The sequence below is a fragment of the Hymenobacter sp. IS2118 genome, assembly GCF_000715495.1.
In the GTDB taxonomy this organism is placed as follows: Bacteria; Bacteroidota; Bacteroidia; order Cytophagales; family Hymenobacteraceae; genus Hymenobacter.
This window is the reverse complement of the sequence record NZ_JNLX01000050.1, coordinates 36,226-55,406: the sequence shown is the minus strand read 5'-3', so window position 1 is coordinate 55,406 and position 19,181 is coordinate 36,226. Positions and strand designations below refer to the sequence as shown.

At 60.9% G+C, this 19,181-nt stretch carries 16 protein-coding genes; 6 read left to right on the top strand and 10 right to left on the bottom strand.

The window, feature by feature from the left end:
• Positions 1–48 precede the first annotated feature (48 nt).
• The 6 genes from GM79_RS03505 to purH all read right to left on the bottom strand — a co-directional run bounded on the left by GM79_RS03505 (position 49) and on the right by purH (position 7,440).
• Positions 49–765, bottom strand: coding sequence for a 3-ketoacyl-ACP reductase (locus tag GM79_RS03505; protein WP_035559287.1), 717 nt, complete (start codon positions 763–765; stop codon positions 49–51).
• A 122-nt stretch (positions 766–887) separates the two neighbouring features.
• A complete protein-coding gene (mrdA, locus tag GM79_RS03500; RefSeq protein ID WP_035559284.1) occupies positions 888–2,744 on the bottom strand; it encodes a penicillin-binding protein 2 in 1,857 nt (618 codons plus the stop codon).
• 257 nt (positions 2,745–3,001) lie between these two features.
• Positions 3,002–3,496, bottom strand: coding sequence for a hypothetical protein (locus tag GM79_RS03495; RefSeq protein ID WP_235183906.1), 495 nt, complete (start codon positions 3,494–3,496; stop codon positions 3,002–3,004).
• Positions 3,497–3,525: 29 nt separating this feature from the next.
• A complete protein-coding gene (gene mreC, locus GM79_RS03490) occupies positions 3,526–4,464 on the bottom strand; it encodes a rod shape-determining protein MreC (protein WP_035559279.1) in 939 nt (312 codons plus the stop codon).
• A 122-nt stretch (positions 4,465–4,586) separates the two neighbouring features.
• A complete protein-coding gene (locus GM79_RS03485) occupies positions 4,587–5,618 on the bottom strand; it encodes a rod shape-determining protein (RefSeq protein ID WP_035559276.1) in 1,032 nt (343 codons plus the stop codon).
• 286 nt (positions 5,619–5,904) lie between these two features.
• On the bottom strand, positions 5,905–7,440 hold the full coding sequence (purH, locus tag GM79_RS03480) for a bifunctional phosphoribosylaminoimidazolecarboxamide formyltransferase/IMP cyclohydrolase (RefSeq protein WP_035559273.1): 1,536 nt from the start codon (positions 7,438–7,440) through the stop codon (positions 5,905–5,907).
• Positions 7,441–7,611: 171 nt separating this feature from the next.
• On the opposite strand from purH, the gene GM79_RS03475 reads away from it, so the two are divergent.
• The 4 genes from GM79_RS03475 to GM79_RS03460 all read left to right on the top strand — a co-directional run bounded on the left by GM79_RS03475 (position 7,612) and on the right by GM79_RS03460 (position 12,811).
• Positions 7,612–8,832: an acyl-CoA dehydrogenase family protein gene (locus GM79_RS03475; protein WP_235183905.1), complete on the top strand. Its 1,221-nt coding sequence runs from the start codon at positions 7,612–7,614 to the stop codon at positions 8,830–8,832.
• A gap of 21 nt (positions 8,833–8,853) precedes the next feature.
• Positions 8,854–9,612: a PIG-L deacetylase family protein gene (locus GM79_RS03470; RefSeq protein ID WP_035559268.1), complete on the top strand. Its 759-nt coding sequence runs from the start codon at positions 8,854–8,856 to the stop codon at positions 9,610–9,612.
• A complete protein-coding gene (locus GM79_RS03465) occupies positions 9,609–10,205 on the top strand; it encodes a class I SAM-dependent DNA methyltransferase (protein WP_035559265.1) in 597 nt (198 codons plus the stop codon). Before GM79_RS03470 ends, GM79_RS03465 begins: the two co-directional genes overlap by 4 nt.
• Positions 10,206–10,354: 149 nt before the next feature.
• A complete protein-coding gene (locus GM79_RS03460; RefSeq protein WP_051718457.1) occupies positions 10,355–12,811 on the top strand; it encodes a prolyl oligopeptidase family serine peptidase in 2,457 nt (818 codons plus the stop codon).
• A gap of 88 nt (positions 12,812–12,899) precedes the next feature.
• On the opposite strand, the gene GM79_RS03455 is transcribed toward GM79_RS03460, so the two are convergent.
• From GM79_RS03455 to GM79_RS03440, 4 genes are all read right to left on the bottom strand, one after another.
• Entirely contained in the window at positions 12,900–14,162 is a 1,263-nt protein-coding gene (locus tag GM79_RS03455; protein WP_051718456.1) for a glycosyltransferase, read from the bottom strand.
• 236 nt (positions 14,163–14,398) lie between these two features.
• Entirely contained in the window at positions 14,399–15,631 is a 1,233-nt protein-coding gene (locus GM79_RS03450) for a BamA/TamA family outer membrane protein (RefSeq protein WP_035559262.1), read from the bottom strand.
• Positions 15,632–15,748: 117 nt separating this feature from the next.
• Positions 15,749–16,066, bottom strand: coding sequence for a (2Fe-2S) ferredoxin domain-containing protein (locus tag GM79_RS03445; RefSeq protein WP_035559259.1), 318 nt, complete (start codon positions 16,064–16,066; stop codon positions 15,749–15,751).
• A gap of 203 nt (positions 16,067–16,269) precedes the next feature.
• On the bottom strand, positions 16,270–16,668 hold the full coding sequence (locus GM79_RS03440; RefSeq protein ID WP_035559363.1) for an ArsR/SmtB family transcription factor: 399 nt from the start codon (positions 16,666–16,668) through the stop codon (positions 16,270–16,272).
• Between the two features lie 104 nt (positions 16,669–16,772).
• Between GM79_RS03440 and GM79_RS03435 the strand changes: the two genes are divergently transcribed.
• Positions 16,773–17,462, top strand: coding sequence for a carboxypeptidase-like regulatory domain-containing protein (locus tag GM79_RS03435; RefSeq protein ID WP_072008520.1), 690 nt, complete (start codon positions 16,773–16,775; stop codon positions 17,460–17,462).
• Positions 17,463–17,684: 222 nt separating this feature from the next.
• Positions 17,685–19,058 (top strand): NAD(P)/FAD-dependent oxidoreductase, encoded by a 1,374-nt coding sequence (locus tag GM79_RS03430; RefSeq protein WP_035559257.1) that lies wholly within the window; start codon positions 17,685–17,687, stop codon positions 19,056–19,058.
• Positions 19,059–19,181: the final 123 nt, after the last annotated feature.

Here is a 19,181-nt window from a genome sequence, read left to right as displayed (position 1 = left end):
CAACGAGTGTCGCAGGGGCGTTCAAAACAGCGGGCTAACTCGCAGAAACTACGGATTGGTCGACCACATGCCCGCTTCTTTGATAAAAATCCGGCGGTTCAGCTTCAGCTGCGACACAATGAATTCGGCCAGGTCCTCGGGCTGCATCACCTTTTCGGGGTTGCCGTCGGTGAGCTTGTTTTCCAGCGCCAGCGGCGTGGCCACGGTGCTGGGCGTGAGTGCCGACACGCGAATGTTGTGCTTGCGCACCTCCTGCATCAGCGCCTCGGTGAGGCCGAGCACGGCAAATTTCGAGGCACTGTAGGCGCTGCTGCCCGCCGCCGCCCGCAGCCCGGAAGTGGAGGAAATATTGATGATATCGCCGGTTTGACGCGAAATCATGTCCGGCAGCACGGCGCGGGTCACATAATAGGTACCCATCAGGTTTACCTGAATGATGTGCTCCCACTGTTCGGGCTCCATCTCTAGAAACTTGGCGAAGCTGCCGATGCCGGCGTTGTTGATAAGGATGTCAATCGGGCCGAGCTCCTGGTGAATTTTGACCACGGCCAAGTTCACGGCAGTGCGGTCGGCCACATCAGCCACGGCGGTGGCGGCGGTGCCCCCAGCGGCAGCAATTTCGGCGGCCAGGGCTTGCAAGTCGCTATCGGTGCGGGCCAGCAGGCCCACGTGTACGCCTTCGGCGGCGAGGGCCAGGGCTACGGCCCGGCCAATTCCTTTGCCGGCACCGGTTACCAGAGCAACTTTTCCTTGCAGAGATTCCATAAATACGAAAGTTAAAGAGAACGAAAGAGGCTCTGTAACTTCAATACGCAGGAAATGTTAGCGGAGGCGAATAATACGACCAGGGGCGCAGCGCCGCGTTTCGGCGGCCCATCGAACGGTAGTTAGTACTTCAGCTTCTTGGTAAAGTCGCCGTACATCACCCAGTCTTCCCAATTTTTGCGGTGCGGGGCCACTTTGCCGCGCAGGTACTTCTCAATCATGAGGCCGGCGGCCGGGGCGGCGCTGGTACCCCCAAAGCCGCTGTTCTCAATAAACACGGAAATGGCAATCCGGGGGTTATTGACGGGCGCAAAGCCAGCAAACGTGGCGTGGTCGAAGCCGTGGGGGTTTTGCACGGTGCCGGTTTTGCCGGCCACCGAAATGCCAAACTGCGCCAACGACGCCAGGTTACCGGTGCCGCCGTTGCCGTCAACTACCTGCATCATGCCGGGGATGATGTGCTTAAACAGCGTGGTGTCGATGGCCGTGTAGTGCCGCTCGCGGTACTGGGGCAGCGGCCCGCCGTTGCCGATGCCGCGCACGAAATGCGGCGTGTAGTAATAGCCTCTGTTGGCAATGGTGGCCAGCACGTTGGCCATTTGCAGGCCCGTAATGCCGATTTCGCCCTGTCCGATGCTCAGCGAATACACGTTACGGTAGCTCCAGCGGTGCTGGCGATTCTCTTTTTTGTTGAAGAACTTCTTGTCGTAGAACTCCGGCGAAGGAATGAGGCCGCGTTTTTCCTGGCTCATGTCCACCCCCAGCTTTTCGCCGAGGCCGAATGACTTCACCATTTTCTGCCACTGCCCCAGGCCGATGCGGGCGTCGTCGTACTTGTTGGGCGCCTGGCCGCGCACCACGGCCGCCTGCATCACCTGGTAGAAATAGGGGTTGCAGCTCTGCTTGATGGCAATGCTCACGTTGCTGGGCCGCTCGTGGCGGTGGGTGCAGCGCACCAGCCGCTGGTTGCACTCAAACGCGGTATTGGGCGTGACCACCCCCAGTTGCAGCGCCACCAGCTCGTTCACCAGCTTAAACACCGAGCCCGGCGGGTAAGTGGCCATCAGGGGCCGGTCGAACAGCGGCCGGTTGGGGTCGTTGAGCAGGGCCATGTAGCGGTTGCCGGAGCCCTTGCCCGACAGCAGTTTGGGGTCGTAGTGCGGGGCCGACACAAAGGCCAGAATCTCGCCCGTTTTGGGGTCAATGGCCACAATGGAGCCGCGGCGGCCGGCCAGCAGCTGCTCGCCGTAGGCCTGCAGCTCGGCGTCGATGCTCAGGTGCAAGTCCTGCCCCGCCACCGAGAGCGTATCAAACTCGCCGTCCCGAAACTTGCCTTTCTCGATACCGCGCACGTTCACCATCTTGTACTGCACGCCGCGCCGGCCCATCAGCGTTTCTTCGTAGTAAGACTCCAGGCCCGAAATGCCCACGTTTTCGCCGGGGCGGTACTTGGCATACTTCGGTTTTTCGAGAAACGCCGGCGTGATGGCGCCCACGTAGCCCAGGGCGTGCGCCAGGTTGGGGGTGCGATACGCCCGCGCCATCCGCGCCTGAATCCGGAAGCCTGGGAAATCGCCCAGCCGGTCGGAAATAGCAGCCAGGTCCGGCGTGGTCAGGTTCTGCACCACCGGCGAGGGCTTGTTGCGGGAGTATTTTTTGGCAGCCAGCAGGCTTTCGCGCAGGTCTTCCAAGGGGATTTGCAGCAGCTCGCAGAACCGCAGCGAGTCGAGGCCCTTCACTTCGCGGGGCACCACCATCAGGTCGTACACGGGCGTGTTCTGCACCAGCAGTTCGTTGTTGCGGTCGTAAATCAGACCCCGATACGGCGTCTGCACCAGGCGTTGCAGGGTATTGCGGTCGGCGGCCAGTTTATAGGTACCGTCCAGCACCTGCATGAAAAACAGCCGGGTAAGGAAGATGAGGGCCACCACCAAAAAGATGCCCTTCACTATATACTTGCGGCCTTCCAGATATTGCATTTATAACGGTATTTGTAGCTGCTTTTGTGCAACCCAGGCGCCAACCTCACCCCCTAGCCCCCGGTTCGCTTTATGCGCGAAGCCCCAGGAGAGGGGGGGGACTAGAATCAGTTCTAAAAACCTAGTTTCTAGGAGCTAAGACTAAGAACTAGTTCCCCCTCTCTTTTGGAGAGGGGGCTAGGGGGTGAGGTTGGCGTCTGGGCGCGATTGTAGAATTCAAGAATAACAACCACTTCTTACGCTGAAATCATTAACCACTAACTCCGTCCGCGACGCACGGGAAAGAACAGTAGCTGCACAATCAACAGCGCCAGGCTGGTAAAGAGTGCACTGACAAGCATCTTTCCCATCGTGAGTCCCAGGTTGCGGAAGCTGCCGAGCTCCAGCAGGAAAAATGCCGCGTGATGCAGCATCACCAGCAGCGCCATGTACACACTGAACCACTGCCAGCCCATTTGGTGCACGTTCACCGTGTCGGCACTGTCGTAGCCGTCGCGTGGCGTGAGCAGCCGCAGTACCCAAGGCCGCAAAAAGCCCAGTAGTACCGCTGCCGCCGCGTGCAGCCCGCCCGTGTCGTAGAAAACATCGATAGTCAGGCCCAGGCCAAACGACAGCAGCAGCTGCACCACAATGGGCGTGCCGATGGGCAAGAACAGCAGAAAACCCAGGTAGAGAAAACACCAGCCCAGGTCAAATAGCACCAGCCGGCTAATCAGCAGCACGTGCACGCCCACATAGAGGGCGAAGCGCAACAGCTGAACGAGTAGAAACCGGAGGCCGCTCATGGACGCGGGGCTCCTTCCCGTGGCATGCCCGAGCGGGCCTCTACGGTGTCGCGCTCGGCTTTGGGCCGGCTGGTCACCACGTACACGTAGGTTAGATTAGCAAAATTGACCCCCAGCTTCACACGCACCGTCCAGAAATTTTTGTCGGGTTCTTTTACAAATGAATCGACGGTGCCGATAAAAACGCCTTCGGGAAATACCGTGTTGTAGCCCGACGTTACCACCGTGTCGCCCTTCACCAGCCGGGTTTCGCGCAACACGTTGTCGAGCACGGCGTGGATGGGGTCGTCGCCTAGCCAGCGGATGGTCCCGAAGGTGCCATCGCGCTTAATTTTTGAAGAAATACTGGTTTTGGAATTCAGCAAACTCGTGACTGTGGCGTAGTGCTCGGTCACCACTTTCACCCGGCCCACTACCCCATTCGCCGCAATCACCCCCAAGCCGGGGCGCACGCCATTGGCACTGCCCACGTTCAACGTGAGGTAGTTATCCACATTTCGAAGCATATTGTTGATAACTCGGGCCGGCATTAGTGGATAACCCGGGTCGCGGGCCGCAATTGCCTGCTGCCCCAATAGCAGCGTATCGGGCCGCGCGGCGGGACGCTGGTAGCGAATACGCCGCAACGAATCGGTGCGGGCCGGGGGTAGGGCTACCGAATCGGCTTCGCGGCCCGCATTATCTGGCGGAAAAAGCTGCTGCCGCAAGCTGGCATTCTCAACTGCCAACTGCCGGTTCATTTCCGCCAACTGGAAGTAGTCCGTTACCTGCATGCGGCGCTCCAATACCACGCCGGCGTATTTATTAGCCGAATTGAAAAAAGCCGCCCGTTGGTACGAATTACTTGTAACAAATAAGTACAAGCTAATTACTTCCAGCAAGACAAAAATCAGTACCCCACGAAAGCGAAACAGGAAAAGAAATAAATTCCGCACGAGGAGGTTTAATTCTTAATTGGTAATTAAGAATTAGTAATTAAGAATTAACCAACTTGGGAAACGTGTGGAATATTCGCCGAGACCCAACCATTCAGTTCTTAATTACCAATTACTAATTCTTAGGTGAGAAGCACGCCTTTAAAGGCTTCTATGTCATTGAGAGCCTTGCCAGTACCGCGCACTACGGCGCGCAGCGGGTCCTCGGCAATGTGAATAGGCAGCTTGGTTTTGGCGGCCAAACGCTTGTCCAGACCGCGCAGCAGCGCGCCGCCACCGGTGAGGTGAATGCCATTTTCGTAAATATCAGCCGACAGCTCGGGCGGCGAAATTTCGAGGGCTTTCAGCACGGCCTCTTCAATTTTGGCCACCGATTTATCGAGGGCAATGGCAATTTCCGAGAAGGTTACTTTAATTACTTTCGGAATGCCCGTCATCAGGTCGCGGCCGCGTACTTCGTGGTCGGGTGGCGGCATGTCGAGTTCGGTAAGGGCCGCGCCCACTTCAATTTTGATGCGCTCGGCCGAGCGTTCGCCGATAAGCAGGTTGTGCTGCCGGCGCATGTAGTCCAGAATGTCCTGGTTGAATACGTCGCCGGCTGTCTTGATGCTTTGGTCGCACACGATGCCCGACAGCGCGATAACCGCAATTTCGGTAGTACCGCCCCCGATGTCAATAATCATGGAGCCCACCGGCTGCTGCACGTCGATGCCAATGCCGATGGCGGCGGCCATCGGCTCCTGAATCATCCAGACCACCTTGGCGCCGGCGTGCTCGGCGGAGTCACGGACGGCGCGTTTTTCTACCTCGGTAATGCCCGACGGGATGCAGATGACCATGCGGTGCGAAGGCTGAAACAGCCGGTTCCGCGTGTCAATCATCTTAATCATGCCTTTAATCATTTCCTCGGCGGCGTGGAAATCGGCAATTACCCCGTCCTTGAGCGGGCGGATGGTGCGGATGTTGTCGTGCGTTTTTTCGTGCATCTGCTGGGCCTGGCGGCCCACGGCGATGACTTTGTTGGTAGTCCGGTCCTTGGCGATAATGCTCGGCTCGTCCACCACGATTTTGCCGTTGTGAATGATGAGCGTATTAGCCGTGCCCAGGTCAATGGCTATGTCGCTCGAAAAATTAAGAAAACTAAAGAAACCCATTGCGTTAGCTGCGAAAAGGAGAAGCTCCGGCGTTGGCCAGGGCAGAATAATGGGCAAAGGTACGGAAGCTTTGGGCGGAGGCTAATTATAACTTCCGGGCCGCCCCACCCTCCCCTCCTTTTTCAAGGAAGGGACGCCAGCGCGAAGCGACGGCGGGGGTGGTGAAGTCGTTGAATTGTACCCGCCGGACTTGTTCGGTCGCCGTGCAACGACTTTACCACCCCCGTCCGAGCCTGTCGGCTCGAACATCCCCTCCTTAAAAAAGGAGGGGAGTTAGTCAAGCTGCCTAGTGCTTGAAGTGACGCACGCCGGTGAGCACCATGGCCATGCCCAGCTCGTCGCAGGCCCGGATGGTGTCGGCGTCTTTGATGGAGCCGCCGGGCTGCACCACGGCACGGATGCCGGCGGCGCCGGCAATTTCCACGCAGTCGGGGAAGGGGAAAAAGGCGTCGGAAGCCATCACGGCACCGTGCAGGTCGAAGCCGAACGCGCGGGCCTTTTCAATGGCCTGGCGCAGGGCATCAACGCGGGAAGTCTGGCCCACGCCTGAGGCCAGCAGTTGGCCGGCGCGAGCCAGCACGATGGTGTTGCTTTTGGTGTGCTTGCAGATTTTACCGGCAAACTCCAGGGCCGTCGTTTCCTCGTCTGTGGGAGCCGACTGGGTGACGGTGCGAAAATCGGCTGGGCCTTCGCTCTGGCGGTCGGCATCTTGCTCAATGTAGCCGTTGAGCAGGGTTTTAACCTGCTTCGGGGCGAATACTACTGGCTTTTGCAGCAGCAGAATGCGGTTTTTCTTGCTTTGCAGCACCGGCAGGGCATCAGCCGCGAAGCCGGGCGCAATCAGCACTTCGAAGAACAGCTGGTTGAGCTCAGCCGCGGTGGCAGCATCCACTTCCTGGTTTACGATGATGACGCCGCCGAACGCTGAAGTGGGGTCGCAGCTCAGGGCATTCACGTAGGCATCGCGCAGGGTAGCGGCCTGGGCCACGCCGCAGGCGTTGGTGTGCTTGAGGATGGCGCAGGCAAGCGGGCCTTCGGCAAATTCGGCCATCAGGGCCACGGCGGCGTCTACGTCCACCAGATTATTGTAGCTGAGCTGCTTGCCATGCAGCTGGTCAAACAGCGCGGTGAGGTCGCCGTAGAAAGTGCCGGCCTGGTGGGGGTTCTCGCCGTAGCGCAAGGGCGTGGCGGGCTGGGCACTCACGCGCAGGGCGGTGCCGGCCACGGCGGTGTCCTGGGCGAGGTAGCCGAAGATTTCGGTGTCGTAGTGCGAGGTGGTGGCAAAGGCGGCGGCGGCGTAGTGGCGGCGGTCTTCGAGGTCGGTGGCGCCGTTTTTGGCGGTTAGCAGCTGGGCCACGGCCTCGTACTGGTCGCGGCTGCTGACAACCAGCACGTCGCGGTAGTTTTTGGCAGCGGCACGCAGCAGTGAAATGCCGCCGATGTCGATTTTCTCGATGACGTCGGCCTCGTCGGCGCCGCTGGCCACGGTTTCCTCAAAGGGGTACAGGTCCACCACCACTAGGTCGATGGGCGGAATGCCGTGCTGCTCGGCCTGAGCGAGGTCGGCCTCGTCGTGCCGGCGGTGCAGGATGCCGCCGAACACTTTCGGGTGCAGCGTTTTTACGCGGCCGCCAAATACCTCGGGAAAGCCGGTCAGGTCTTCTACGGCGGTTACTTCGGCACCTTCGTCTTCCAGAAATTTCTGGGTGCCACCGGTAGAGTACAGCGTGACGCCGTGCTGCCGCAGCACCTGCACCAAGGGCGCCAGCCGGTCTTTGTGATACACGGAAAGCAACGCAGCGCGAATAGGACGAGACGACATAAAAAGGGGACGAGTAAGCAGGGCACCATTGCCGCCGCGAAGGTACGGACCCGCCCCGCCGGGTACCTAGCCCGGCCATAACGGAATTATGACTTCGCGCCCGACTCAGCGCCAAATACAACGAATCCGAACACTGAGAGCATTTTTTTGGTATAGCTTATTCCCTCTCGCTTGTTTTCCAGCTGTATGTCGGCCGTTACTTCTCTTTCTCTCAATGTCCAACCCCAGACCACCGTTGAGCTTCCCGATGCGCCGGTTTCGGAGTTCATAAGTAGCCCCGCGCAAGCCGAAGCGGCGGCGGCCCGGCTGGCACCCCGGCTTTTTGCGCAAGCCGGTGCTACCGACGTGGTGGGCGCGTTTCCGACCCAGGAGTTTGAGTGGCTGCACGCGGCGGGGCTGCTCACGGCCGGGCTGCCAGCCCAGCTGGGCGGGGCCGCGCTCCACACGCCGGCCGCGACGCATTCACTCCTTAAAGTATTGCAACACATTGGACGCGGGAACCTGGCCGTAGGCCGGATTTTCGAAGGCCATTTCAATGCCCTGCAGCTCATTCAGCAGCTCGGCACTGCGGCGCAGGTAGCGCGCTACGCGGCCGATGCCCGCGCCGGGCGACTGTTTGGGGTTTGGAACACCGAGAATCCGGCCGAGGGCGTGCACCTGGAGCCGCTGGCCAACGGCCGCTACCGCCTGCGCGGCGCCAAAACCTTTGCCTCCGGTGCGGGCCACGTGGCCCGGCCCCTCATCACGGGCGCGCTGCCCGACGGGCAGGGCTGGCAGCTGTTTGTGCTGCCCGCCGATGCCCAGCCGCCGGTGCTGGACACTTCGTTTTGGCGGCCGCTGGGCATGCGGGCGTCGGCCAGCTTCCGGGCCGACCTGACCGGGCTGGAACTGGAGCCAGAGGACCTGATTGGCCTGCCCAATGCCTACTACCGGCAGCCCGCGTTCAGTGGCGGCGCCATTCGGTTTGCCGCCGTGCAGCTGGGCGGCGCCGAGGCCGTGTTTGAGGAAACCCGCGGCTTCCTGCGCGGCCTGGGCCGCACCGACGACCCCTACCAGCGCCAGCGGCTGGGCGAAATGGCCATTGCCCTGGAAAGCGGCCGCCAGTGGCTGCGTGGCGCGGCCGACCACGCCGCCCGCCCAGGAGCCGCCACCGACGAAGGGGCCGAAGCCACCGTGGCCTACGCCAACATGACGCGTACCGCCATCGAAACCATCAGCCTCGACATGCTGCAGCGAGCCGAGCGGTGCGTGGGGGCGCGCGGTCTGCTGCAACCCCTGCCCTTCGAGCGTCTGCACCGCGACCTGACGCACTACCTGCGCCAGCCCGCGCCCGATGGCGCTTTGGCGGATGTCGGCCGGTTTGTGCTGGAAGGCAAGAATTTCGAAGCATAAAGTCCGAGAATTCAGCAGCCGATGTCCTCTGAAACTACGCTTCCATTTTCCGCTTATCCCGTTCGGGAAGCCGGCTTTGTGGCCAGCCTGGGCCCTACTGTGGTCATCGCCCCACACCCTGATGATGAAGCCCTGGGATGTGGGGGGCTGCTGGCCCTGCTGCATCAGGCGGGCACGCCCGCAGCAGCGGTGCTGGTGAGCGATGGCAGCATGTCGCACCCCGCGTCCGAGTTGTTTTCCGGCCCGGCACGGCAGGCGGTGCGGGAAACTGAATTTCGGCATGCCCTGACTATTTTGGGGGCCGATGCTGCGGCGCCGCTCCTGCTGGGCCTGCCCGACGGCCAGGTTCCCGCGTCTAACGAGGAACCCGGCTTTGCGGCGGCGGTAACTCAGTTGCGCGAGTACCTGGAGCGCCAGCAGGCGGCTACCTTGTTGGTGCCGTGGCGGCGCGACCCGCACCCCGACCACCGCGCTACCAGCCGGCTGGTGCAGGCGGCCCTGGCCGGCATGGCGGTGGCTCCGCGCTACCTAGAGTACGTGGTGTGGGCCTGGGAGCGTGCCGCCCCGGCCGATTTGCCCACGGATGCCGATAAGGTGGCTGGGTTCCGGCTGGATATCGGGGCGGTGGTGGGGCAGAAGCAGCGGGCCATTGCGGCGCACCGGTCGCAGGTGGCGCCGGGGGTATTTAAGGACGACCCGGCCGGGTTTCTGCTTTCGGCGGAAATGCTGGCGCATTTTAGTGGTCCGTACGAAGTTTTTTTTGAATCCCTTCCGTCATGAATGAAAGCCAGCCCAACACCTTACCACCGGAGTATTTCGACCAGGTGTACCAAGCCAACCGCGACCCGTGGGGGTTTGAAAGCAGTCCTTACGAGCGGGAAAAGTACGCAGCTACCCTGGCGGCGCTGCCGCGCGCGCATTATCCGGAGGCGTTTGAAATTGGCTGCTCGCTGGGGGTGCTCACGGCCCAGCTGGCCTCGCGCTGCGGCCACCTGCTGGCCGTGGACGTGAGCGAAGCCGCCCTGGCCCAGGCCCGGCAGCGCTGCGCTGGCTTGCCGCACGTGGCAGTGCAGCGCATGCAGGTGCCCGAAGAAATCCCGGAGCAGCAGTTCGACCTGATTCTGGTATCGGAAGTGGGCTACTACTGGTCGGCAGCCGATTTGGCGTTGGCCGCCGACCGCCTCATTGGCCGGCTGCTGCCGGGCGGCCAGCTCCTGCTGGTGCATTGGACGCCCCCGGTGCATGACTACCCCCTGACGGGCGACGACGTACACGCGCATTTTCTTGCCAAAGCCGGAGACGACGGCCCGATGCACCACCTGGCCGGGCAGCGGCACGAAACGTACCGCCTCGACCTGCTGGAAAGGCGCTAGCAACCATTGAATTGCGGGAGTAAAATTGGTCGTAGAATAACCACAACTGGTGGGTAGCTTTGCTTCATTGGTGAGCCCTGGGTTGCGGGCGTGGCCGTTGTCACGGTTTCGCGCACTCGTGGGCAGCCGCACTTAGCCCCTGCTTTTCTATGCGTTTTCTTCTTCTCGCCGCGTTGCCCCTGGCCCTGCCGGTGGCCGTGCAGGCCCAGGCGCTTACCGCCGGCAAGCCCACGCTGGCCCCGCTCACCGTTGAAAAAATCATGCGCGAGCCGGCCCAATGGGTAGGCGCCTCGCCGTCGAATGTGTATTGGGGCGAAGATGGCAAGCGCATCTATTTCAGCTGGAATCCTGAAAAAGCCCGGCGCGACTCGCTCTACAGTGTGGCGCCCAGCGGCGGTAAACCGCAGAAAATCAGCCTACGCGAACAGCGTAGCCTGCCGGCCAGCCGCGGGCAGTACGACCAGCGCCGCACCCGCAAGGTGTATGAGAAAGACGGCGACATCTACCTGCTGGACCTGAAAACCCAGAAGGCCCGACGCGTGACCAATACCGCCGAGCGCGAAACCGAAGCCGATTTTGCCCTGCTCGACCGCGTGGTGAGCTACGCCCGCGGCGGCAACCTCTTTACCTGGGACCCCGCCACCGGCGAAACCACCCAGCGCACCGACTTCCGGCGCGGCCCCCGGCCGGCCGGCACCGACCTGAGCCCCGCCGAAAAATACCTCAAAGCCGGGCAAATGGCGTTGTTTGAAGTGATTCGGCAGCGCGACCAGGACGTGAAGGCCCGCGAAAAGCAGCAGAAGGCCCTGGCCCAGCTGCGGCCCAAAGCCATTTACCTGGGTGTTAAGACGGTGGAGAACTTGCAGCTCAGCCCCGACGGTCGGTTTGTGACCTATTCCATTCAGGCGGCGCCCGACAAGCAGAAGGTGGCCATTGTGCCCAGCTTTGTCACGGCGTCGGGCTTCACGGAAGATATTTCGACTCGCACCAAAGTGGGTGCCACCCAGACGGCCTACGAAATGGGCATCTATGACATTGGGCGCGATACCACGTTTGTGCTGGGCTACAAGGAGCTGAAAGGGCTGGACGAGCTGCCGGCCTACCGCAAGGAGTACCAACTCACGGCCAAAGCGCCCCAGCCCGCCGACAGCACCAAGGCCAAAAAAGAGAAGAAGCCCACCGAAACCCGCCGGGTAATACCCTTCCGCCCGGTGTGGTCGGACAATGGGCAGCGGGCTTTTCTGGTGATGCGCTCCGCTGATAACAAGGACCGGTGGCTGGTGTCGCTGGACCCCGCCACCCAGAAAATCACCCTGCTGGACCGGCAGCGCGACGAGGCCTGGATAAGCGGGCCCGGCATTGGCAACGGCGCGGGCAACGTGGGCTGGCTGGCCGACAACCGCCGGGTGTGGTTCCAGAGCGAAGAGGCGGGCTACTCCCACCTCTACACCGTGGACGTGACCACGGGCCAGAAAAAGGCCCTCACCAGCGGCAAGTTTGAGGTGCAGCAGGCCCAGCTCAGCCAGGACAAGAAAACCTGGTACCTCATCACCAACAAAACCAACCCCGGCGAGCAGCAGTTTTTCCGGATGCCAGTGGAAGGCGGCGCCCTCACCCAAATCACGACCAAGCCCGGTGCCAGCGAAGTCACGCTCTCGCCCGATGAGAAGACCCTGGCCGTGCGCTACAGCTACGCCAACAAGCCCTGGGAGCTGTATGTGATGCCCAACAAGCCCGGCGCGGCCATGCGCCAGCTCACCCACTCCACCACCGCCGAGTTTGAGAGCTACCCCTGGCGCGACCCGGAAATTATTACCATAAAAGCCCAAGACGGGGCCGACGTGTATGCCCGGCTGTACCGGCCAGCCACGCCGCAGGCCCAGGGCCCAGCCGTGATTTTTGTGCACGGCGCAGGCTACCTCCAAAACGCGCACAAGTGGTGGAGCAGCTACTCCCGCGAGTACATGTTCCACAACCTGTTGGTGGACAAGGGCTACACGGTGCTCGACATCGACTACCGGGGTTCGGCCGGCTATGGCCGCGACGTGCGCACGGGCATCTACCGCTACATGGGCGGCAAGGACCTCTCCGACCATGTGGACGGCGCCAAGCTGCTAGCCGAGAAATACGGCGTCAGCCCCCAGCGCATCGGCATTTACGGCGGCAGCTACGGCGGTTTTATCACGCTCATGGCCATGTTCACGCAGCCGGAAGTATTCAAGGCCGGGGCCGCCCTGCGCTCCGTAACCGACTGGGCGCACTACAACCACGGCTACACCGACAACATCCTGAACGAGCCCTACCAGGACAGCATTGCCTACGCTCGCTCCTCCCCCATCAACTACGCGGCCGGGCTGAAAGGCGCGCTGCTCATGTGCCACGGCATGGTAGACACCAACGTGCACTTCCAGGACATCGTGCGCCTTACGCAACGGCTCATTGAGCTGAAGAAGGAGAATTGGGAGCTGGCCGTGTACCCCGTCGAAGACCACGGCTTTGTAGAGCCCAGCTCCTGGACCGACGAGTACAAACGCATTCTCAAGCTGTTCGAAGCCAACCTAAACCCTGGTGGCTCGCCGCCTTCGGGTTTGAAAACGGAAAAGTAAGCACCGGTGCGCTAGGGCTTAATGTACTCGTTCAGAAGTAACCAAACAAAAAAAGGCGGTCATGCTAAGGTTGCTTTTGCCTGAGTACTTAAAAGTGCACCAGCAACTGTGATGCTGACGTTGCCCGACCGGCAGCCTGCGCCGGCTTTATGAGCAATGGCAACTCCCGTAACGCCCGCGACAGCGGCACCAGTGCTACGGTAGCGCCCGGGGCGGTAGCTACTATGCTTTCCCACAGCTCCCCGAAGGTAGCCGCCTGCTGCACCAGGACTTGCAACGCTACGAGGGTCAGGCCTAATCGCGCGGCCAGTGCATTGCTGGGCAGCCCGGCCCGGCGGCTCCAGCATGCCCGTAGGTCGCGCCGCACCCGCCATAAAGCTGCAAGCTGGTGAGGGCACTCCACGTGCGGCTCGCGGTATTGCCGGCTCATATTCAGCCACTCGCGCAGCTGCCAAGACAAGCCTACTTCTACCCGCCCATCCCGGCGCGCCGAGGTGAGCACCTGCACGTGCGGACTGTGGCGCACCCGTAAGTCGTGGCGGCGCAGGGCCTGGCACAGGGCTTCATCTTCCAGAAACCGGACTTCGGGCAGGCCGCCCACTTGGCGGTAGGCGCGGGTGGTGAGGGCTAGGCTGGCGCCAAAGTGTTGGTAATGGCGCGGCCACGGGTCGGCGCAGTTGGGGTCGAGCAGGCTTTCGAGGCGGGCGCACAGCAGGCGGTAGGCGGTATCGCGGGTTTGCAGGCGGCGCAGGGGCAGCAGTTCGTCTCCGCTGATTTCGCTGTGGATGCGGCCGCCCACGGCATCGGCCCCGGCCGCTATTTCGGCCCGGATGGCAGCCAGCCAGGTGGGTGCCACGCAGGTATCGGCATCGGTGCTGGCAATGATGGCGTCGGGCGCGCCCACTTGTTCCAGGCGCGCGCAGGCCTCGTCCATGAGCAGGCGGCGGGCGCGGCCCACGTGGGCCCGGGCCGGCGGGAGGCACAGTTCGGCTACGTGCAGCACCAGCTGCGGGAAAAGCCGCGCGTGCTGGCGCACCACGGCGGCCGTGGTATCGGTGCAGTTATTGGCCAATACGATTACCTCGAAGCAGCCAGCGGGTAGCGGCTGGCCGTGGACGTCGGTTTGGGCAGCCAGGGCGGCCAGGGTGGCCGGTAGGTTCAGGGCTTCGTCTTTGGCGGGAATGATGACGCAGACACGCAGTTCGGCGCGGGGCGGCGGCAGCTGCCGGTGCACCCGCGCCGCATCGCGCCCCTGGCGCGGAGCCGCAGGCAGCGCGCTGGCTGATGGAGACGGGGTAGAAGCGGTGGCTTCGTGAGAGCCGAGAAAGCGGGAAGGCGCAGCGTGGTTCATCGGTGCCGTGTACGGCCGGCCCGATTGGAAAGATGGTTGCCAAGGCAATCCAAGAGCACTTTTGCCGGCGTATCCTCAACCGTGGCAATCGACTTTTACGCTGACTCCTAACCTATTTAAAAAATTTGGCTTGCCGCAAAATATCTTACTCGACCGCGCCAAAGCTTATTACACGCAAAAGGCTCCCCTGCTAACAGAGGAGCCTTTTGTAAGAAATAGCAACTTGTGAATTTAGCCTAGAACGCTTCGCCGATGGCGAAGAGGATGCCGGGCTTGCTGCCCGTGCCGCCCGCGTAGTCGAGGCGCAGGTTCACCCGGTCGCGCTGCAGGAAATTGAACCGGATGCCCGCTCCTCCAGCGTACTTAGTATCGCCGAGGGAAAACTTGTCAATATACTGGTTCACGTTGCCCACACCGCCAAAAACAGCGGCGTCGATGCGCCAGAAGAGTTTTTGACGGAGCTCTGCCTGAAACATCACCATCTGCCGGTCGCGGAAGCGCTGCTCGTAGATGCCGCGCAACAGGTTGGCGTTGTTGTAGAGCGTGCCGCCCAGGTTCGCTCCGATGCCGGCTAATTCCCGGAACGGCACGTTGCCGGTGTGGAACTGCCCCAGAAACTGCATGGCCAGAATGGTCTTAGTAGAGCGGATGGGCTGGAAGTGACGCGCATCGAGCTGGTAACGCACGAAACGGTAATCAGACCCCAGGCCCGTGCCGTTGAATGTAGCCCCAAAATCGAGTAGGCTACCGTGAAATGCCGCCAAGGGCACATCGCGCGTGTCGTACGTTATAACCGGGCCCAAGCCGGAGATGCGGGTTTTCTGCCGCTCGCGGTCGGTCACCCGCAGCTCGGTATTGAAGATATTGGTACCGGTTTCGTCTACGTTAGTTAGCGGAGCGTCAACTTTCGAGATGTTAGTCATGCGGTACTGGGCTCCGAAGAAGAGCTTGGGCGCAATCTGCTTTTGGAGTCGCTGGTTAATAATAAACAGCTTGTAAGCCGTCTCCGACTCGTCGGCACTCCGGGAATCCGGGCCTTTGCCGTAGTAATACAATAGAATGTCGTAGGCGCTGATTTCCCCGTTGAGGTAAAATTTCTCGCCAGGCGTGTAAATCGAATGCACCAGTTGCAGCAAGGATTGTCCCTCGGTCGTGGTCCAGTACTGCACGCGGGCATTGGAAGGTCGCGTGAGGGTATCAGCCGAGAAGCGGCCACTCAACAATGCACCCAGACCGTAGCCAAAACCGGTTTCAGCCTGATAAAACAGCACTGGAATGGGGAGCAGCGTGAGAGTTTTGTTCTTACCCAACTGCCCAAACGACTTTGGAGCACTGGCCTGCGTGGCCAGCGGAGCCAGACCAGGGGCAGTTGCAGGGGCTGCGTAAACGGAATCGAGGGGGGCGGCCGGCTGGGCGGCGGCCGGCAGAGCCAGCCCGGTCAGAAACAGGGCGGCGAGAGAAAATCGCATCAGTGCGCTAAGATAAAAAGGTTGAGTTTTCCTATCAACGGATTAAGCCCGCCTACGGTTGGAGTCCACTCCGCATTCGCGGTTGGCCGCAGCATATCCGGCCGCAGCCCTGGCTCCTCAGTCCAGGTGCAGGCGCTTTACTACGTGGCTGCGGCCCAGGTGCTCGGCTACCAGCTCGGCGGCATCGGCGGGGCGCACGTTGCCATACACAGTGCCTTCGGGATACACCACCAGGGCGGCGCCGGGGCCTTTTTTGCACTGCTTGCACAGGTCTAGGCAGTTGCAGGTCTGCACTTGCGTGCGCCATTTTTCGCCGTCTATGACCTGGCTTTTCAGGCCCTGCTGCTTCAGCTCCTTTTTCAGGGCGCGGGCCACGTCCTCCCCCACTCCGGATTTTTGTTTCACGCACACAAACAGGCGGCGGTCCTTCATCATAGGGTAAGAGGGTAGGAGGGTGTGGGGGTAGGGGGGATTTTTGGGGCAGGAGGGTGTGAGGGTAAGTGGGTTTGCAGGAGAGCGTGAGAGCTTATGACGGGAAAGTGAGTTTCTGAATTCTGCAGATAACAAAACAGCCATTGTTTGAAATCCCAACAACTCCTACCCTCCTACCCCCACACCCTCCTACCCTAAAATCCATCCTACCCTAAAAACCCGCCCCCATTCCAGTGCCGGTTTTGCAGCTTATACGCGGCCAGCTCGCGGTTCGACCATAGCGTTTGGTATAGCTGCTGGTCGTGAAGCAGCTGCGGGTCTTTTTCCATGAAGCCCAGCAGCTCCTGCAGCAATTCTACCGCCTCTGGTTTCAGGGCGTAGTACATCCAGTTGTCGAGCCGACGCACGCTCACTAGGCCCGCATTTTTCAGGTACGCTAATTGCCGACTGGTTTTGGTCTGGGTGAAATCCAGCACTTGCTCCAGGTCGGCCACCACCATTTCGCGGTTGCGCCACAGCAAATGCAGGATGCGCACCCGGCTTTCGTCGCCCAGCGATTTAAAAAGTTTCTGTCCGAAAGCAACTGTGAAATGTTTCAAGCGCATCTGCTGTCTGGGAATGGGGCGCAAGTGCTACCTCCCTCACCGCCCAAAGGTACCATCGGCCCCGAACCCGGCGTCGTATATTTGTCATCCGCTCCGTCTCCAATATGCCTGACTTCCCGCGTCTTCGTCGCTTTTCCTTATTTTTTGCTGCGGCTTTGCTGGGCACGCTGCTGCTGGCCGCGCCTTCGGCCCGGGCCCAGGGCAAGCGCAAAGTGATTCAGTTCACCGGCATTGTGGCCAGCGGCGACAGCCTGCTGGGCGTTCCTGGCGCCACGCTCTACGTGCCCAAGGCCGGCCGCGGCACGGCATCCAACGCTTACGGCTACTTTTCGATGGCCGTGCTGGCCGGCGACAGCATCATCATTCGTTCGCTGGGCTACGCCAACGAGCTCATTGTTATTCCGCCTGATTTCCAGCGCCAGAGCTATTCGGTTATCGTTCGGATGCGGGAAGATGCCACCATGCTGGAGGAAGTGCGGGTGTTTCCCTACACCACCGAGCGCGACTTTAAAAAGGCTTTTCTGGCCCTGCGCCTGCCCACCGAGCGCGGCAGCGCGGCGGCCGATAACCTCAACGCGGAGCTGATGGACCGCATTTTCCGGACCCAGCCCATGGGCGCGGTAGCCAACTTCCGCCAGACGATGGACCGGCAGCAGTACGCCCAGGACGTGCGCGCGGGCATAGCGCCCAATCAGTACACCAACAACCCGCTACTCAACCCTTTCAGCTGGCTAAAACTGGTGCAGCAAGTGAAAAACGGCGAATTCAAGAAGAAAAACAACGACGACTATTAACCACAGATTAAACGGATTTTAACAGATTCAACGGGTTTTTTGTGGTTCTTAAGCCATTTAATATTCTGACAGCCAAAGTTGCTTAGCTACATTACACCCATTACAGCAAACCGGCTTTTGTAAACAAAGGCCGGTTTTTTCGCGTTCTGTCCTGACGGCCCGACCGCACGGAACCCCAAAAAATCCGTTCAATTCGCTAAAATCCGTTTAATCTGTGGTCCTATGGATACCAATCTTCCTGTTTCGGCCCAGCCGCGTGTAGTTATCATCGGCTGCGGCTTCGGCGGCCTGCGCCTGGCCAAATCGCTGCGCAACGCCCCCGTGCAAGTGGTGGTAGTGGACCGCAACAACTACCACAATTTTCAGCCCCTGCTCTATCAGGTGGCCACCGGCGCCCTGGAAGCGGATAGCATTGCCTACCCCATCCGGAAGATTTTTGCGGGTCAGAAAAACCTCTTTTACCGCATGGCCGACGTGCAGCAGGTGCACCCCGCCCGCAACACGATAACGACCAGCGTGGGCGACATTCGCTACGATTACCTGGTGCTGGCCACGGGTTCGCTCACCAATTTTTTCGGTCTGGAAAGCATCGAGCGCAATGCCATGCAGATTAAGAGCATCCCAAATGCGCTGAATCTCCGGAGCTTCATTTTTCAGAACTTTGAGAAAGCGCTGCTCACCGAAAACCCCGACGAAAAGCAGGCGCTACTCAATATTGTGGTGGTGGGCGGTGGCCCCACGGGCGTCGAAATAAGCGGCTCGCTGGCCGAAATGCGCAAGCACGTGCTGCCCAAAGACTACCCGGAGCTGGACTTGCGGGCCATGCAGATATTTCTGGTGGAGGCCGGGCCGGCGCTGCTGGGGCCCATGTCGGCCGCCTCGCAGGCCGATGCCAAACGCTACCTCGACGAGCTCGGCGTGAAAGTACTGCTCAACACGTCCATCAAGAACTTCGAGGATTGCCGGGCTTATTATTCGGACACCGAATTTATTCCTACTGAAAACCTGGTGTGGGCCGCTGGCGTGAACGGCGCCGAAGTGCCCGGCCTGCCCGCCGAGGTAGTAACCCGCAACAAACGCGTGACCGTGAACCGCTGGAATCAGGTAGAAGGCCACGCCAACATCTTCGCCATCGGTGACCTGGCCAACCTGGTGACCGACGAAATGCCCCGCGGCATGCCCATGCTGGCCCCGGTGGCCCAGCAGCAGGCCGACCAGCTGGCCAATAACCTCCAGCGCCTCCTGCGCGGCGAAGCGCCCAAGGACTTTGTGTACACCAACAAGGGCTCGATGGCCATCGTGAGCCGCAACAAAGCCGTGGTGGACTTACCCGGCAACGTGCATTTCAACGGCATTTTCGGCTGGGCCACCTGGCTGTTTGTGCACTTGATGACGCTGGTGGGCTTCCGCAACAAAGTGGTGGCTTTCGTGGATTGGGCCTTTAGCTACTTTAGCTCCGACCAGGCGCTACGGCTCATTATCCGCCCTTTCAGCCGCCGCGATGTGAAGGACGACAAAGGCAAGAAAAGCGCCGAGCACCGCACCGCCACGCCCGAATACAACCCTACTCCGCCCGCCATTCAGACCCCGGCATAAGCTGAAGCCTCGCGCACTGAATGAAGAACGGAAGGCCCGGCGCTGTGCAGCGCCGGGCCTTCCGTTCTTCATTCAAGCCCTTCGCTGGTCATGCTTCAGCGACGCTCAGCGGGACAAATCCCA

Excerpts from the sequence above, each read along its gene's own strand:
- GM79_RS03505 (WP_035559287.1), bottom strand. The coding sequence starts at position 765 with ATGGAATCTCTGCAAGGAAAAGTTGCTCTGGTAACCGGTGCCGGCAAA.
- mrdA (WP_035559284.1), bottom strand. The coding sequence starts at position 2,744 with ATGCAATATCTGGAAGGCCGCAAGTATATAGTGAAGGGCATCTTTTTG.
- GM79_RS03485 (WP_035559276.1), bottom strand. The coding sequence starts at position 5,618 with ATGGGTTTCTTTAGTTTTCTTAATTTTTCGAGCGACATAGCCATTGAC.
- purH (WP_035559273.1), bottom strand. The coding sequence starts at position 7,440 with ATGTCGTCTCGTCCTATTCGCGCTGCGTTGCTTTCCGTGTATCACAAA.
- GM79_RS03470 (WP_035559268.1), top strand. The coding sequence starts at position 8,854 with ATGTCCTCTGAAACTACGCTTCCATTTTCCGCTTATCCCGTTCGGGAA.
- GM79_RS03465 (WP_035559265.1), top strand. The coding sequence starts at position 9,609 with ATGAATGAAAGCCAGCCCAACACCTTACCACCGGAGTATTTCGACCAG.
- GM79_RS03460 (WP_051718457.1), top strand. The coding sequence starts at position 10,355 with ATGCGTTTTCTTCTTCTCGCCGCGTTGCCCCTGGCCCTGCCGGTGGCC.
- GM79_RS03455 (WP_051718456.1), bottom strand. The coding sequence starts at position 14,162 with ATGAACCACGCTGCGCCTTCCCGCTTTCTCGGCTCTCACGAAGCCACC.
- GM79_RS03450 (WP_035559262.1), bottom strand. The coding sequence starts at position 15,631 with ATGCGATTTTCTCTCGCCGCCCTGTTTCTGACCGGGCTGGCTCTGCCG.
- GM79_RS03445 (WP_035559259.1), bottom strand. The coding sequence starts at position 16,066 with ATGATGAAGGACCGCCGCCTGTTTGTGTGCGTGAAACAAAAATCCGGA.
- GM79_RS03440 (WP_035559363.1), bottom strand. The coding sequence starts at position 16,668 with ATGCGCTTGAAACATTTCACAGTTGCTTTCGGACAGAAACTTTTTAAA.
- GM79_RS03435 (WP_072008520.1), top strand. The coding sequence starts at position 16,773 with ATGCCTGACTTCCCGCGTCTTCGTCGCTTTTCCTTATTTTTTGCTGCG.
- GM79_RS03430 (WP_035559257.1), top strand. The coding sequence starts at position 17,685 with ATGGATACCAATCTTCCTGTTTCGGCCCAGCCGCGTGTAGTTATCATC.